The 13,901-nt window shown below is 59.2% G+C and carries 13 protein-coding genes; 6 read left to right on the top strand and 7 right to left on the bottom strand.

Annotation, left to right across the window (positions count from 1 at the left end; genetic code table 11):
- Position 1: 1 nt before the first annotated feature.
- Positions 2–433 carry a tripartite tricarboxylate transporter TctB family protein gene (locus ACOTX7_RS00365; RefSeq protein WP_001283760.1) on the bottom strand — a complete coding sequence of 144 codons (432 nt, stop codon included), beginning with the start codon at positions 431–433 and terminating at the stop codon, positions 2–4.
- Positions 434–445: 12 nt separating this feature from the next.
- The gene (locus ACOTX7_RS00360) at positions 446–1,426 is read right to left on the bottom strand and encodes a Bug family tripartite tricarboxylate transporter substrate binding protein (RefSeq protein WP_221256267.1); all 981 of its coding nucleotides are present in this window, start codon (positions 1,424–1,426) and stop codon (positions 446–448) included.
- A gap of 152 nt (positions 1,427–1,578) precedes the next feature.
- Here ACOTX7_RS00360 and tctD point away from each other — a divergent pair, with 152 nt between their 5' ends.
- The 4 genes from tctD to ACOTX7_RS00340 all read left to right on the top strand — a co-directional run bounded on the left by tctD (position 1,579) and on the right by ACOTX7_RS00340 (position 5,612).
- Positions 1,579–2,253 carry a transcriptional regulator TctD gene (gene tctD / locus ACOTX7_RS00355; protein WP_017693014.1) on the top strand — a complete coding sequence of 225 codons (675 nt, stop codon included), beginning with the start codon at positions 1,579–1,581 and terminating at the stop codon, positions 2,251–2,253.
- The gene (locus tag ACOTX7_RS00350; RefSeq protein ID WP_221812900.1) at positions 2,240–3,649 is read left to right on the top strand and encodes a sensor histidine kinase; all 1,410 of its coding nucleotides are present in this window, start codon (positions 2,240–2,242) and stop codon (positions 3,647–3,649) included. Before tctD ends, ACOTX7_RS00350 begins: the two co-directional genes overlap by 14 nt.
- Before the next feature lie 129 nt (positions 3,650–3,778).
- On the top strand, positions 3,779–4,318 hold the full coding sequence (locus ACOTX7_RS00345) for a YfaZ family outer membrane protein (protein ID WP_221812901.1): 540 nt from the start codon (positions 3,779–3,781) through the stop codon (positions 4,316–4,318).
- A gap of 94 nt (positions 4,319–4,412) precedes the next feature.
- Positions 4,413–5,612 (top strand): nicotinamide mononucleotide deamidase-related protein YfaY, encoded by a 1,200-nt coding sequence (locus tag ACOTX7_RS00340; protein ID WP_213827697.1) that lies wholly within the window; start codon positions 4,413–4,415, stop codon positions 5,610–5,612.
- 31 nt (positions 5,613–5,643) lie between these two features.
- On the opposite strand, the gene glpC is transcribed toward ACOTX7_RS00340, so the two are convergent.
- From glpC to glpA, 3 genes are read right to left on the bottom strand one after another with little or no spacing between them, the layout of a single operon-like run.
- Complete coding sequence (gene glpC, locus ACOTX7_RS00335; protein ID WP_047353448.1) at positions 5,644–6,834, bottom strand: anaerobic glycerol-3-phosphate dehydrogenase subunit GlpC; 1,191 nt, start codon at positions 6,832–6,834, stop codon at positions 5,644–5,646.
- Entirely contained in the window at positions 6,831–8,048 is a 1,218-nt protein-coding gene (gene glpB / locus ACOTX7_RS00330; protein ID WP_221256264.1) for a glycerol-3-phosphate dehydrogenase subunit GlpB, read from the bottom strand. The genes glpC and glpB overlap by 4 nt, the downstream gene beginning before the upstream one ends.
- Positions 8,038–9,666 (bottom strand): anaerobic glycerol-3-phosphate dehydrogenase subunit A, encoded by a 1,629-nt coding sequence (gene glpA / locus ACOTX7_RS00325; RefSeq protein WP_205922615.1) that lies wholly within the window; start codon positions 9,664–9,666, stop codon positions 8,038–8,040. The genes glpB and glpA overlap by 11 nt, the downstream gene beginning before the upstream one ends.
- A gap of 249 nt (positions 9,667–9,915) precedes the next feature.
- On the opposite strand from glpA, the gene glpT reads away from it, so the two are divergent.
- Together glpT and glpQ are read left to right on the top strand one after the other, a co-directional pair.
- Positions 9,916–11,268, top strand: coding sequence for a glycerol-3-phosphate transporter (gene glpT, locus ACOTX7_RS00320; RefSeq protein WP_039274182.1), 1,353 nt, complete (start codon positions 9,916–9,918; stop codon positions 11,266–11,268).
- Between the two features lie 11 nt (positions 11,269–11,279).
- Positions 11,280–12,341 (top strand): glycerophosphodiester phosphodiesterase, encoded by a 1,062-nt coding sequence (glpQ, locus tag ACOTX7_RS00315; RefSeq protein ID WP_221256262.1) that lies wholly within the window; start codon positions 11,280–11,282, stop codon positions 12,339–12,341.
- An 83-nt stretch (positions 12,342–12,424) separates the two neighbouring features.
- Here glpQ and yfaE read toward each other — a convergent pair whose 3' ends face one another.
- Both yfaE and nrdB read right to left on the bottom strand, forming a co-directional pair.
- Positions 12,425–12,679, bottom strand: coding sequence for a class I ribonucleotide reductase maintenance protein YfaE (yfaE, locus tag ACOTX7_RS00310; RefSeq protein ID WP_003859419.1), 255 nt, complete (start codon positions 12,677–12,679; stop codon positions 12,425–12,427).
- On the bottom strand, positions 12,679–13,809 hold the full coding sequence (gene nrdB, locus ACOTX7_RS00305; protein WP_006811347.1) for a class Ia ribonucleoside-diphosphate reductase subunit beta: 1,131 nt from the start codon (positions 13,807–13,809) through the stop codon (positions 12,679–12,681). The genes yfaE and nrdB overlap by 1 nt, the downstream gene beginning before the upstream one ends.
- Between the last annotated feature and the right edge of the window lie 92 nt (positions 13,810–13,901).

Here is a 13,901-nt window from a genome sequence, read left to right as displayed (position 1 = left end):
GTTAGTTAAACCATGCGCCGAGCGGCAGGGTCACGTCCAGCAGGCGGTCGAAGGCGTACCAGAGTAAAATGCCCAGTACGACCCCGGAGATCCCCGCCGCAGGCAGCGAGGCGTTAAACAGTATGCCAATCACCATCGTCAGCAGGGCGGTGGCGATCGGGAAGCCGAGCCACTCAAAGCCCCACGCGTACATCAGCAGGATAATCACCATCACCAGCAGACGTTGCAGCGTGCGGCGTGGCGGCCACTCTACCGTATCCGGGTGGCGCAGCAGCAGCGCCACCGAACAGAGCAGCATCAGGCCGACAATGCCCATCGGGAAGGGGCGTGGCCCTACGGGTTCATAGCTGTATTCACTGTGGATCTGCCAGGCGACGAACATTCCGCCAATGCAGAGCAGCAGCCATATCCCGGCAAATATGCGATCGCTCATAGCGCCTCCGGTTTATTTCGCCAGACCAAAGGCTTTCGCCTTTTCGCGGTAGTCATTCACCTGCTTTTTGACATACTCGTCCAGCTGTTTACCGTTCAGGTTGAACTCAAACAGTCCGCGCAGATCGCGCTGCTTTTTGAACTCGTCGGTTTGCTGGAGTTTTGCGAAGGTATCCACCCACCACTGGTACTCGGCGTCGGTCACTTTTGGCCCGACAAAGAAGCCGCGAATGATCGGCCAGACCAGGTCATAACCCTGCTCTTTGGCGGTGGGGACGTTAGCCAGCTGGCCCGGCAGACGGTTTTCCGAGAAGACCGCCAGCACGCGGATTTTATCCCCGCTGAGGTAGGGCACCATTTCGCTGAGATCGCCCGAGACGGCCTGGACGTGATTGCCCATCAGCGCCGTCACCGGCTCGCCGCCGCCCTCAAAGGCCACGTAGCGCATCTTGTGCGGATCCACCTTGGCCTGCTGCGCCAGCAGCGCGGCCTTCATCCAGTCCTGGCTGCCAATTGAGGCGCCCGCGCCAATCACCACGCTGTTCGGATCTTTTTCCATGGCGGTCAGCAGATCTTTCAGGGATTTCCACGGGGAGTCCGCGCGCACGGCGATCATGCCGTAATCGGTGCCCACGGTGGCGAGCCAGCGCACGTCATTCACGTCATAACGACCAAATTTCCCCTGCGACAGGTTCAGCAGCGAGCCGCCGGAGAAAGCCACCACGGTGCCTGCTTCGGCAGGGCGCTGGGCGACAATGGCGTTATAGGCTACCGCGCCCACGCCGCCGGGCATGTAGGTGACGCGCATCGGTTTCTCAATGGCCTTCGTCTCCAGCAGGCTGACCTGAATCAGCTTACAGGTCAGGTCGAAGCCGCCGCCGGGTTTGGCCGGGGCGATACATTCGGTGCGGGACGGTGCGTCCTGCGCCTGGACGACAGAGGCACTCAACAGCAATACGCTTGCAGCAAGGGTAGAAAGTAATTGTTTTTTCATCGTTTATCCTCACGCCGGAGAACCGGGAGTACGGGTACGGGTGTCTTTTTTCTGATTATGTGAACCACCTTGTAGCGGTTCCGTTGCGTGATTGTTAAAACAATAACCTTTCATTTCCCTTTCATTGCGACACCAACTTTACAGGATGTGATATGCGTCTCTTACTGGCGGAAGATAATCGTGAGCTGGCTCACTGGCTGGAAAAAGCGCTGGTACAAAACGGATTTGCCGTGGATTGCGTCAACGACGGACGCGCGGCGGATCACCTTTTGCAGGGGGAAAACTATGCCGTCGCGATCCTTGATATCGGCATGCCCGGCTTCGACGGGCTTGAGGTAGTGCATCGTCTGAGAAAGCGCGGACAGACGCTGCCGGTGCTGTTTCTCACCGCCCGCAGCAACGTGGCAGACCGGGTGAAGGGGCTGAATGCCGGAGCGGATGACTACCTTCCGAAGCCGTTCGAGCTGGAGGAGCTTGATGCCCGCCTGCGCGCGCTGCTGCGCCGCAGTGAAGGGCGAACCCAGGAGCGTCAGCGGCTGGGGGAACTGGAGTACGATGATGAAGGCTTCTTTCTGCTGCGAGATGAACCCCTTTCCCTCACGCCGCGCGAACTCTCCCTGCTGAAGGTGCTGATGCACCGCCGCACCCGTCCCGTCTCCCGGCAACAGCTTTTCGATCAGGTGTTCAGCCTGAACGACGACGTCAGCCCCGAGAGCATCGATCTCTATATACACCGCCTGCGTAAGAAGCTGACCGGCAGCGGCGTGCGGATCACCACCCTGCGTGGGCTAGGCTACGTGCTGGAGTGCGGCGATGAAGTGGGTTAAGCCGCAGTCGCTTTACCTGCAACTTTTGCTCTTTCTGGGTTTGCCGCTGCTGTTGTTATGGGGGCTTTCGGCCTTCAACAGCTACGTGAGTGCGCTACAGGCGGCGACGCAGGCTTATGATCGTACGCTGTTATCCTCGGCACGAACGGTGTCAGAGCGGCTGGAGGTGCACAACGGTAAACTCCAGGTAAATGTGCCCTGGGTGGTGCTGGACAGCTTCGAGCTGAACATGAACGATCGCCTCTATTACAAGGTGGTTGACCCGGACGGACGTGTCATTTCCGGCTACGACGATCTGCCGAATATGCCTCCCTCCACGTCGCGCACGACACACTATCCGGCGCTGGCGTGGTTTTATCATACCGAGTATCGTGGGCAGGCGATCCGCGTGGCGAAGCTGCTCCAGCCGGTTAACGAAGACAATGTGTCCGGGATGGCGGAGATCTACGTCGCCGAAACGTTGCAGTCGCGGCGCTATTTGGCCACTCAGCTGCTGTTTTCCTCGCTCGTGTCGCAGGGGTTGCTGGTCCTTCTGACGCTGGTCTTAACCGCCTGGCTGCTGCGCCGTGTGCTACGCCCGATGCGACAGCTCTCGTCCCTGATGGTACGTCGCGAGCCGGGGCTGCTGGCGCCGCTGCCGGAGTTACTGCCCTGGTCGGAAACGCGGCTGCTGATTGTGGCATTTAACCGCTATATCGACAGGTTACGCGGCGTGCTTTCGCGGCAGGAGCGCTTCAATGCCGATGCCTCACACCAGCTCAAAACGCCGCTGGCGGTGCTGAAAACCCAGGTGTCCGTTGCCCTGACGCGAAACGATCCGGCGCTGTGGCAGGAGAGTTTACGGGCGATGAACGTCACGCTGGATAACACCATCGTGCTGACCGAGAGGCTGTTACAGCTGTCAGCGGTGAAGCGGAAAGAGCAGGGGGAGCGACAGTTTTCCCCTGTCGATCTGGTACAGGTGGTGCAAAACTGCTGCTTTTCCCGGCTCACGCAGGCGCGAAGTAAAGGTATCGATCTCGGTTATGACGGCGTACAGCAGCCGGTAATTATTGAGGGGGATGACGTGCTGCTGGGCGAACTGTGCGCTAACCTGCTGGAGAACGCGATCAAATACACGCCGGAGCAGGGGATCGTGACGGTGTACCTGCGCACGGATAACGATGCCGTTGAGCTGAGCGTGGAGGACAGCGGCCCGGGCATTGCTGAAGACCAGATTTCCCAGGCCATGCTGCCGTTTCATCGGCTGGATAACGTGGGCGACGCCGCCGGGTCCGGCATTGGCCTCGCGCTGGCCAACGATATCGCCCGCCTGCACCGCAGCCATCTTCAACTGATGCCCAGTGAAAATCTGGGTGGGCTGCGCGTAAAAATGCGCTTTCTGAGGTTGGTATAAATGCCGATATTATCAAATCGTTACAAACTAATTGCCCGCCGCACGTGGAGTCCATTGATCCCACAGACAGTCAGGTTAAAATCTCGCGGTTTTTGGACATTTCTGAATAAATTGTGCGGGATCACGACAATGAAAAAAGTGGCATTAATGGGCTTAGGCCTGATGTTTGTATCGGCAGCAGCCAACGCTATTTCCTTCAACGGCTCGGCGGGCGAAGAGTATACTCACCTGGGCTTTGGTCTTGGCACGGATAGCGCAGGCCTGGCGATGACCGGCGGCTGGACGCATAACGACGACGATGGTGATGCGGCAAGCCTGGGCCTAGGTTTTAACGTACCGCTTGGTCCTTTCCTGGCGACCATCGGCGGTAAAGGCATTTACACCAACCCGAACGACGGCGACGAAGGCTACGCGGCGGCAGTGGGCGGCGGCTTGCAGTGGAAAATTGGCGACAGCTTTGGCCTGTTCGGTGAGTACTACTACTCTCCGGATTCCCTCTCCAGCGGTATCGACAGCTATCAGGAAGCCAATGCTGGCGCGCGCTGGACCATCATGCGCCCGATCACCATCGAAGCGGGTTATCGCTATCTGAACCTGGCCGGTAAAGACGGCAACCGCGACAACGCCCTGGCAGACGGCCCGTACGTTGGCGTGAGCGCCGGTTTCTAATCCTTTCGGCGCGGCGTTCAGTCGCGCCAGTTTCTCTCTTCCCCCGCTCTTCGATTGCGCTATAGTGTTTTGACCATTGAAATGGGAGAACACAATGATAAACGTGGAAATGTTATCCACTGGCGACGAAGTGCTGCATGGGCAAATCATTGATACCAATGCCGCCTGGCTCGCCGATCTCTTCTTTGAGCAAGGATTACCGTTAACGCGCCGCAACACCGTAGGTGACAATCTTGAGTCGCTGGTCAACGTTCTGCGCGAGCGCAGCGAACACTGTGACGTGCTGATTGTGAACGGCGGGCTGGGGCCAACCAGCGACGATCTCAGCGCACTGGCTGCCGCTACGGCCAAAGGCGAAGGCCTGGTCCTGCACGAGGCGTGGCTGGCGCAGATGGAACGCTTTTTCTCCGAACGTGGCCGCGTGATGGCACCCAGCAACCGCAAGCAGGCTGAAATTCCCGCCAGCGCGGAACTGATTGATAACCCGGTCGGCACCGCCTGCGGGTTTGCCGTTCAGCTGAACCGCTGCCTGATGTTCTTCACTCCGGGCGTGCCGTCGGAATTTAAGGTGATGGTCGAACAGCAGATCCTGCCGCGCCTGCGTGCGCGCTTCACGCTGCCTGAACCGCCCCTGTGCCTGCGTCTGACCACGTTTGGCCGCTCGGAAAGCGATCTGGCCCAGAGCCTCGATCACCTGCAACTGCCTCCCGGCGTGTCGATGGGCTATCGCTCCTCCATGCCGATTATTGAACTGAAGCTGACCGGACCGGCGTCAGAGAAAGCCGCCATGCTGGCGCTGTGGCCGGAAGTGCAGCGCGTCGCCGGGGAAAGCCTGATTTTCGAAGGCACGGAAGGGTTGCCTGCGCAGATCGCCGCGCATTTGCAGTCCCGCCAGCTGAGCGTGACGTTAAGCGAGCAGTTTACCGGTGGGCTTCTGGCGCTTCAGCTTACCCGGGCGGGTGCGCCGCTGCTGGCCAGTGAAGTGGTGCCGTTCCAGCAGGAGTCGCTGGCGCAGACGGCGCGCTGGGCGTCCGAGCGCAGAGTGAAGCATTTCGCGGGGCTGGCGCTGTTTGTGGGCGGGCTGGATGAGGAGCACCTTAACTTCGCCCTGGCAACGCCGGAAGGGACGCACGCCCTGCGGGTGAAGATGAGTATTACCCGCCACAGCCTGGCCGTGCGTCAGGAGGTATGTGCGATGATGGCGCTGAACATGCTGCGCCGCTGGCTGAACGGGAAAGAGGTCGCCAGCGAGCACGGCTGGATCAACGTGGTGGAATCGCTGTTCGTGGAGTGAGAACGTGCCGGGGCAGCGGCCCCGGCAACGGTTACGCCAGCGCTTTTGCCAGCAAGGTAATGGGATGTTCGCAGCGTTTGCTGGTGGACATCTCGATCTGCCATTTACAGGTTTCGCAGTCCGTCACCACCATATCCGCACCGCTCTCTTCAATCTGCCGGAATAACGGCGCACCAATGGCCTGTGACGTTGGATAATTTTCGCGCTTGAAGCCATAGGTGCCTGCGATGCCGCAGCAGCGCGAGTCCAGCACCGTCAGCTCCAGCCCCGGGATCAGCCGCAGCAGTTCAAGCGTATAAAGCGACCAGCCCATCTTCTCCATATGACATGGGGTGTGATACACCACCTTCAGCGGCAATTTGCCCAGCGGTAACGTCTGCCCGCTGTCCAGTTTGCGCCAGAGAAAACGGGTCGCCAGCTCAATGTGCTCGCGCAGGCCGGTGTTATCCACGTCCAGCAGATGGGGATATTCATCGCGCAGCGTGAAGGTACAGGTTGACGATGTCGCCAGGACCGGTATGCCTTTGTCGACGATCGCCTCGCGTAAAGAGGTGACGTTGCTTCTCGCCTGCTTGCGCGCTTTGTCGGTGAAACCGTTGGCAATCAGCGGAACGCCGCAGCACTTCTCTTTGCTCAGAAGCTGAACCCCCGTTCCCATAGCGTTCAGCACTTTCAGCAGGTCTTTCCCCAACTGCGGATGGTTGTAGTTCACGTAGCAGCCGTGGAAGAAAGCGACCTGCTCAGCGAACTGCGCCTGTTCTGCCGCCACGGATTTATACCAGCGGCGGAAGGTGCCGTGAGAATATTTCGGCAGACTGCGGTGGTGGTCGATTTTGAGCGTCGCATCCAGCAGCCTGCGTACCGGCTTCAGGGCGGTGGCGGCATTGACGACCGGTGCGAAAGGCGTCGAAAGGCTGCCCATCAGATCGGTGTGGCTCAGTATCGCGTCACGCAGCGTCGGTTTTTGCGAACTGTAGCGGGCGCGGGCGCGCTGGATGATATCGCCAATTTTCACGTCCGACGGACAGGCGACTTCGCAGCGTTTGCAGTTGATGCAGTATTTCAGCGCCTCGTCGTAGAGCGCGCCGTCCTTCAGGCGCAGGCGCTCCCCGTCGGGACCCGCCTGTTTCGGGCCGGGATAGCGCGGATCGACGCCGCTGACCGGGCAAACCGTGGTGCAAACCGTGCATTTGATACAGCTTTCAAATCGGGTGTCATTCATTTTGCTCCCTCCCGGCGCTGGATAATCTGCTCCGCGACATGCAGTGCGGTAACGGCGCAGACGCCGCCACCGCAGCCCTGCGCCACGGGATCGTATCCGCCCAGAACCGAGCCGATGGCGTAAAGATTTTCAACCGGTACCCCGTTCAGCTGCGGGCGTAGCTGGCGGTCGACGATCACGCCGAACTGCTGCCAGGGCTGTGGGGTGAAGAAATCGCTCTGATACCAGTCCGCGCGGGAGGCGCTTTGTCGAACGTCCAGCCCGAGGATCGCCTCACGCACGCCATCCCGACTGCTCAGCAGACCGTTGCTGAAGAAACTGCCGCTTGCCAGCACCGTATAGCGTGCACGAAGCGGGATATCACCGTGGTTGCGGGTCCAGATTTCGCTTGCCGCGCCTTCTGTCAGGGTGATTTTTTTGACCTCGTCGCCCGCCATCCAGATGCCACCCTGCGCCACAAACTGGCGCTGAAGCTGGGTATGCAGACGAATGCCGGGCACGGAAGGGGGAAGCGTCGGCAGTAAACCGAGCGTACAGGGCAGGCGCGCCGAGAGCCAGCGCCAGAGACGGTTGTCCGTTAAGCCAAAACAGGCGGGCATAAACAGGGCGTCGCAGGCCTCGCCGAGCGGCCGAAGCGCCGCGTACAGCTGCGGCCAGTAGCGTTCGTTATCCAGCAGGCGGGCAATGTTCACCGCACGAAACTCGCTGGGGTTTTCACGCAGCACATCGAGTTCGGGGAGATCAATCTCCGCTGTATCCACCTGAACACCCTGTTGTCTGAGAGACGCGGCGGCCAGATGCGGCTGGAAATCGAGAAAACCGCTGATCCCCACCACCCGCACGCGCTCGGCAGCGATGGGGGCGACAGGCACCTCTTCCGGGCTAAGCCAGGCGGCACGCAGGGTGCCGAGCGGCGTGACGCGCTGATGATTTTGCTCGGCGTCACCCTGCATGCATGCGCCGCAGGCGGTGAGCAGGTGTTCGGTTTCACAGGCAAAGCGGGCCATATTCTCTGCGCCCGTCAGGCGGTAGGGATGTTCAGGCGGCAGATCGGCGAACGAGAGCGCGCCCAGTAAATCCAGCGAGCCGGAGGAGAAGTGCAGGGCACTCTGACCGCGAGTGACAATGGCGCAGCGCAGACCCCGCTGCGTCAGTTTGAGGCCGCACAGCAGGCCCGCCAGCCCCCCACCGACAATCACGGTATCAAATTTCATGGTTGTGCTCCTTCTCCAGACCGCAAAGCCCCTGATAGACCCAGCGGGTAAACTCGCTTTCGCGCAGGGCATCCCCCCACGCGACGGGCTGTATGCCTTTCCAGCGCTCGTTTAAAAAATCGCTGAGCTGGGCAAGCGACTGGGTTGACGTCGTGGCGTGAAAACGTTGCAGCAGCCCGGCGGCACGGCAGGCGCACAGCTCCCCCTGACAGGTGCCCATCCCGACGCGCGTACGGCGGCGTAAATCGAGCAGGTTGTTCACCGTCAGGTTTTCCACGGCATATTGCACCTCGCCTGCGGTCACGGCTTCGCATTCGCACACCAGGCTGCGGCTGAGTCGGCCTTCACCGAGCCAGGTCGGCGTGCGGTCGCCGTGGCGGTAAATTGCTGAACCGCGAAGCGGGGCAGGGAGTGAAATGATTTTGTGCAGCGTTTTTTCTGTCGATTGCTGCGAGCCGGGCAGGGCCTGTTCCGCCGTCACGCACGGCATGGTGTTGCCGAGCTTACGGCAGACGGCATCGGTGGCCCACTGGGCCATCAGCCGGTAGGTCATCAGCTTGCCGCCGGTGATGGTGATAAATCCGTCCATGCCGTCACGTTCAGCGTGATCGAGCAGCACGATGCCGCGGCTGACGTTACGCCCGCTCGGATCGTTATCGCTGGCGACGAGGGGACGCACGCCCGCGTAGGCACGCAGAATACGCGTCTGCGCCATCACCGGGGCCAGCTTTTCCCCTTCGCGCAGCAGAATGTCGACCTCTTCGGCGGTGACCCGGTTAACGTCGATATCGCTGTAGTCAACGTGCATTGACGTGGTGCCAATCAGGGAAATGGTGTCGCCCGGCACCAGGATGTCGGCATCGGACGGCTTGCGGCAGCGGTTGATAACATGGTTATTGATGCGGTGATCGAGGATCAGCAGCGAGCCTTTCGCCGGGAACATGCGGATGGATAAATCGGCATATTCCGCGATGCGCTGGCCCCAGATCCCTGCCGCATTGACCACGACGGCGGCATACAGCTCGCGGTGTTCGTTGTACTGCGCATCAAACACGCGCACCCCGCGCACCGTATTACCTTCACGAATAAGCCCGGTGACGTGATGCCCGGTCAGGATCTGTGCGCCATGTTCCCGCGCGTCGAGCATATTGGCGGCGGTCAGGCGGAAGGGATCAACGGTGCCGTCAGGCACTTTCACCGCGCCCAGTAACGCCGGGTTCACGGAGGGTTCAAGACGGCGCGCCTGCGCAGGATCGATCGCTTCAGCCTGAATGCCTGCCGCCGTACAGGCGGTGATAAAGGTTTGCTGAAAGGCGAGGTCATCTTCGGGAAGGGTAATAAACAGGCCGTTGGTGGGTTCAACGCAGTGGCGGGCGATGCGTCTGAGGATCTGGTTTTCAGCGATACACTCGCGCGCGGATTCCGCGTCAGTGACCGCATAGCGCGCACCGCTGTGCAGCAGGCCGTGATTACGCCCCGTTGCGCCGGTGGCGATATCGTGGCGCTCCAGAAGCGTGACGCTCAATCCCCGCAGGGCGCAGTCGCGTGCGATGCCGGCACCCGTTGCGCCACCGCCAATGATAATCACATCGCTGAAGCGTGGATCGTGAATTGTCATTGCCTTTCCTCTATGTTCGTTTTTTAGCATTTAGCCACATTGATCGTGTGGTTTGTTTGATTTCGAACATAAACGCGCGAAATTCGAAAGTGAAACGTGATTTCATGCGCTTTTTTGCGCATTCTGTCATATTTCTGTAACAATCTGTGCGTTGATTCACAGTAACATTCACCGTGATTTCTTAACATCGCCGCCTCTGTAGCCGGGCGCGAGATGCCCGGCCATTTTTGAAAGGCCACGGAGGCTGTTATGCTCAGTATCTTTAAACCTGCGCCACACCGGGCGCGACTGCCAGAGGCAGAGATTGATCCTCTCTACCGCCGTCTGCGTTGGCAAATCTTCCTCGGGATCTTCTTCGGGTATGCGGCGTACTATCTGGTACGTAAAAACTTCGCGCTCGCCATGCCGTACCTGGTGGAACAGGGCTTCTCTCGCGGCGATCTGGGGTTCGCGCTGTCGGGGATCTCCATCGCGTACGGTTTTTCGAAGTTCATTATGGGGTCGGTGTCGGATCGTTCGAATCCGCGCGTGTTCCTCCCTGCCGGTCTGATCCTCGCGGCAGCGGTGATGCTGTTCATGGGCTTTGTGCCGTGGGCAACCTCCAGCATTGCCATTATGTTCGTGCTGCTGTTCCTCTGCGGCTGGTTCCAGGGGATGGGGTGGCCGCCATGCGGACGCACCATGGTCCACTGGTGGTCACAGAAAGAGCGTGGCGGCATTGTATCGGTCTGGAACTGCGCGCATAACGTCGGGGGCGGGCTGCCGCCGCTGCTGTTCCTGCTGGGGATGGCCTGGTTTAACGACTGGCATGCCGCGCTCTATATGCCAGCCTTTGGCGCCATTCTGGTGGCGATTATCGCCTTCGCCCTGATGCGCGACACCCCGCAATCCTGCGGTCTTCCGCCGATCGAAGAGTACAAAAACGACTACCCGGATGATTACAGCGAGAAGCACGAAGAAGAGCTGACGGCAAAGCAGATCTTCATGAAGTACGTGCTGCCAAACAAACTGCTGTGGTACATCGCGGTGGCGAACGTGTTCGTTTACCTGCTGCGCTACGGCATCCTCGACTGGTCCCCGACCTACCTGAAAGAGGTGAAGCACTTCGCGCTGGATAAATCGTCCTGGGCCTACTTCCTGTATGAATACGCGGGCATTCCGGGCACGCTGATCTGCGGCTGGATGTCGGATAAAGTGTTTAAGGGTAACCGTGGGGCAACGGGCGTGTTCTTCATGACGCTGGTGACCATCGCGACGGTCGTTTACTGGCTCAACCCGCCGGGCAATCCGGGTGTGGATATGGCCTGTATGATCGTTATCGGCTTCCTTATTTATGGTCCGGTTATGCTGATCGGTCTGCACGCGCTGGAGCTGGCGCCGAAGAAAGCGGCAGGCACGGCGGCAGGCTTTACCGGTCTGTTTGGCTACCTTGGCGGTTCAGTGGCGGCGAGTGCAATCGTCGGTTACACCGTCGACTTCTTCGGCTGGGACGGCGGCTTTATGGTGATGATCGGCGGAAGCGTGCTGGCGGTTCTGCTGCTGATTGTTGTGATGATCGGTGAAAAACGTCACCACGCCGAAGTGCTGGCGCGTCGTCAGTAAGGAGCATTGCGATGAAATTAAATCAGTTAGCGACAGGCCTGCTGCTGGCGGGCCTGATGACAGGCTCCGCGCTGGCGGCGGATAAAATCGTGATCGCCCACCGCGGCGCCAGCGGCTATCTGCCGGAGCATACGCTGCCGGCGAAGGCGATGGCCTATGCCCAGGGTGCGGATTATCTGGAGCAGGATCTGGTGATGACGAAGGACGACCAGCTGGTCGTCCTGCATGACCACTATCTCGACCGCGTCACGGACGTGGCGGAACGCTTCCCGGATCGCGCCCGTAAAGATGGCCGCTATTACGCCATCGACTTCACGCTGGCGGAGATCCGTTCGCTGAAGTTTACCGAGGGCTTCGAGATAGAGAACGGTAAGAAGGTGCAGGTCTATCCGGGACGCTTCCCGATGGGCAAATCTGACTTCCGTATTCACACCTTCCAGGAGGAGATCGAGTTTGTTCAGGGGCTGAACCACTCGGCCGGGAAAAATATCGGTATTTATCCTGAAATCAAAGCGCCGTGGTTCCACCATCAGGAAGGGAAAGACATTGCCGCGAAGACGCTGGAGGTACTGAAACAGTACGGCTACACCAGCAAGAAGGACAAAGTTTACCTGCAATGTTTTGATGCGGCGGAGCTGAAGCGCATCAAAACCGAGCTGGAGCCGAAGATGGGGATGGATCTCAATCTGGTACAGCTGATTGCCTATACCGACTGGAACGAAACCCAGGAGAAGCAGCCGGACGGGAAGTGGGTGAACTACAACTACGACTGGATGTTTAAGCCGGGCGCGATGAAGCAGATTGCGCAGTATGCCGACGGCATCGGGCCGGATTACCACATGCTGGTGGCGGAAGGCTCAACGCCAGGCCACGTGAAGCTGACGACGATGGTGAAAGAGGCGCATGCGAGCAAGATGCAGGTGCATCCGTATACCGTTCGTGCAGACCAGCTGCCGGAGTATGCGACGGACGTGAATCAGCTTTACGAGGTGTTGTATAACCAGGCGGACGTAGACGGGTTGTTTACGGATTTCCCGGATAAAGCGGTGAGCTTTTTGAAGGATAAACGCTGAAATTGCCGGGTGGCGGCTGCGCCTTACCCGGCCTACGAACTGCGGTTTTGTAGGTCGGGTAAGCGAAGCGCCACCCGACATAATCACATCTCAATCTCAATATCGCCTTTTGCCCGACAGCAGCAGGGCAAAATTTCCCCTTCACTGATAAAGGCCAGCGGTTCGGTCAGCCAGTCCACCTGGCCTGCGACCAGACGGCAGCGGCAGGAGCCGCAATAACCTTCGCGACACTGGTACTCTACCTCCACCTGATGCGCTTCCAGCGCCACCAGCAGGGAAGGGTGCTCTTCCTGGCACAGCACTTCGGTGCCAGAAAGACTCAGCGTTACGCGGCTCATCAGAGCTGGAAGTCGCTCAGGTCGTCGGTGTTGACTTCAGAATCAATCTGACCGACCAGATAAGAACTCACTTCCACTTCCTGCGGCGCAACCTGCACGTTATCGGACACCAGCCAGGTGTTGATCCATGGGATTGGGTTAGAGCGCGTCTGGAACGGCAGATCGAGACCCACAGCCTGCATGCGGATGTTAGTGATGTACTCAACGTACTGGCACAGGATGTCTTTGTTCAGGCCAATCATGGAGCCGTCGCGGAACAGATAGTCTGCCCACTCTTTCTCCTGCTGGGCGGCCTGCACGAACAGGTCGTAGCACTCCTGTTTGCACTCTTCGGCGATTTCCGCCATTTCCGGATCGTCCGTACCGCTGCGCAACAGGTTCAGCATATGCTGGGTGCCGGTCAGGTGCAGGGCTTCATCACGGGCGATCAGGCGGATGATTTTGGCGTTGCCTTCCATCAGCTTGCGCTCGGCAAAGGCGAAGGAGCAGGCGAAACTCACGTAGAAGCGGATTGCTTCCAGCGCGTTAACGCTCATCAGGCACAGGTACAGCTGCTTTTTCAGGGTCCGCAGGTTTACGGTAACGGTTTTGCCGTTCACGTTGTGTGTGCCTTCGCCCAGCAGATGCCAGTAGCTGGTCATCTCGATCAGCTCGTCATAGTAGTGCGCAATGCCTTCGGCGCGCTTCTGGATCTGTTCGTTGGTGACGATATCGTCAAACACCACCGCCGGATCGTTCACGATGTTGCGGATGATGTGGGTGTAAGAGCGGGAGTGGATCGTCTCGGAGAACGCCCAGGTCTCTACCCAGGTTTCCAGCTCGGGAATGGAGATCAGCGGCAGCAGCGCCACGTTCGGACTACGACCCTGAATAGAGTCCAGCAGCGTCTGGTACTTCAGGTTGCTGAGGAAGATATGCTTTTCGTGTTCCGGCAGTGCCTGGAAATCGATACGGTCGCGTGAAACGTCAACTTCTTCCGGACGCCAGAAGAAGGAGAGTTGCTTTTCAATCAGCTTTTCGAAGATGTCATATTTTTGCTGATCGTAGCGTGCCACGTTGACCGGCTGGCCGAAGAACATCGGCTCTTTGAGCTGGTCGTTTTTCGTCTGTGAAAAGGTGGTATATGCCATGAGTGTGTCCTGTGGTGTTATTTTCCCCTCACCCTAACCCTCTCCCCTGAGGGGAGAGGGAACCGTTCGGAGCAATTTTTTCACCCTCGCCC

This window comes from Enterobacter cloacae complex sp. IR5418, from assembly GCF_049238105.1.
GTDB lineage: Bacteria > Pseudomonadota > Gammaproteobacteria > Enterobacterales > Enterobacteriaceae > Enterobacter > Enterobacter hormaechei.
The sequence above is the reverse complement of the archived record's forward strand: the minus strand, read 5'-3'. Positions and strand labels throughout refer to the sequence as shown.

Excerpts from the sequence above, each read along its gene's own strand:
- ACOTX7_RS00345 (WP_221812901.1), top strand. The coding sequence starts at position 3,779 with ATGAAAAAAGTGGCATTAATGGGCTTAGGCCTGATGTTTGTATCGGCA.
- ACOTX7_RS00340 (WP_213827697.1), top strand. The coding sequence starts at position 4,413 with ATGATAAACGTGGAAATGTTATCCACTGGCGACGAAGTGCTGCATGGG.
- ACOTX7_RS00350 (WP_221812900.1), top strand. The coding sequence starts at position 2,240 with ATGAAGTGGGTTAAGCCGCAGTCGCTTTACCTGCAACTTTTGCTCTTT.
- glpA (WP_205922615.1), bottom strand. The coding sequence starts at position 9,666 with ATGACAATTCACGATCCACGCTTCAGCGATGTGATTATCATTGGCGGT.
- glpC (WP_047353448.1), bottom strand. The coding sequence starts at position 6,834 with ATGAATGACACCCGATTTGAAAGCTGTATCAAATGCACGGTTTGCACC.
- tctD (WP_017693014.1), top strand. The coding sequence starts at position 1,579 with ATGCGTCTCTTACTGGCGGAAGATAATCGTGAGCTGGCTCACTGGCTG.
- yfaE (WP_003859419.1), bottom strand. The coding sequence starts at position 12,679 with ATGAGCCGCGTAACGCTGAGTCTTTCTGGCACCGAAGTGCTGTGCCAG.
- ACOTX7_RS00360 (WP_221256267.1), bottom strand. The coding sequence starts at position 1,426 with ATGAAAAAACAATTACTTTCTACCCTTGCTGCAAGCGTATTGCTGTTG.
- glpT (WP_039274182.1), top strand. The coding sequence starts at position 9,916 with ATGCTCAGTATCTTTAAACCTGCGCCACACCGGGCGCGACTGCCAGAG.
- ACOTX7_RS00365 (WP_001283760.1), bottom strand. The coding sequence starts at position 433 with ATGAGCGATCGCATATTTGCCGGGATATGGCTGCTGCTCTGCATTGGC.
- glpQ (WP_221256262.1), top strand. The coding sequence starts at position 11,280 with ATGAAATTAAATCAGTTAGCGACAGGCCTGCTGCTGGCGGGCCTGATG.
- glpB (WP_221256264.1), bottom strand. The coding sequence starts at position 8,048 with ATGAAATTTGATACCGTGATTGTCGGTGGGGGGCTGGCGGGCCTGCTG.
- nrdB (WP_006811347.1), bottom strand. The coding sequence starts at position 13,809 with ATGGCATATACCACCTTTTCACAGACGAAAAACGACCAGCTCAAAGAG.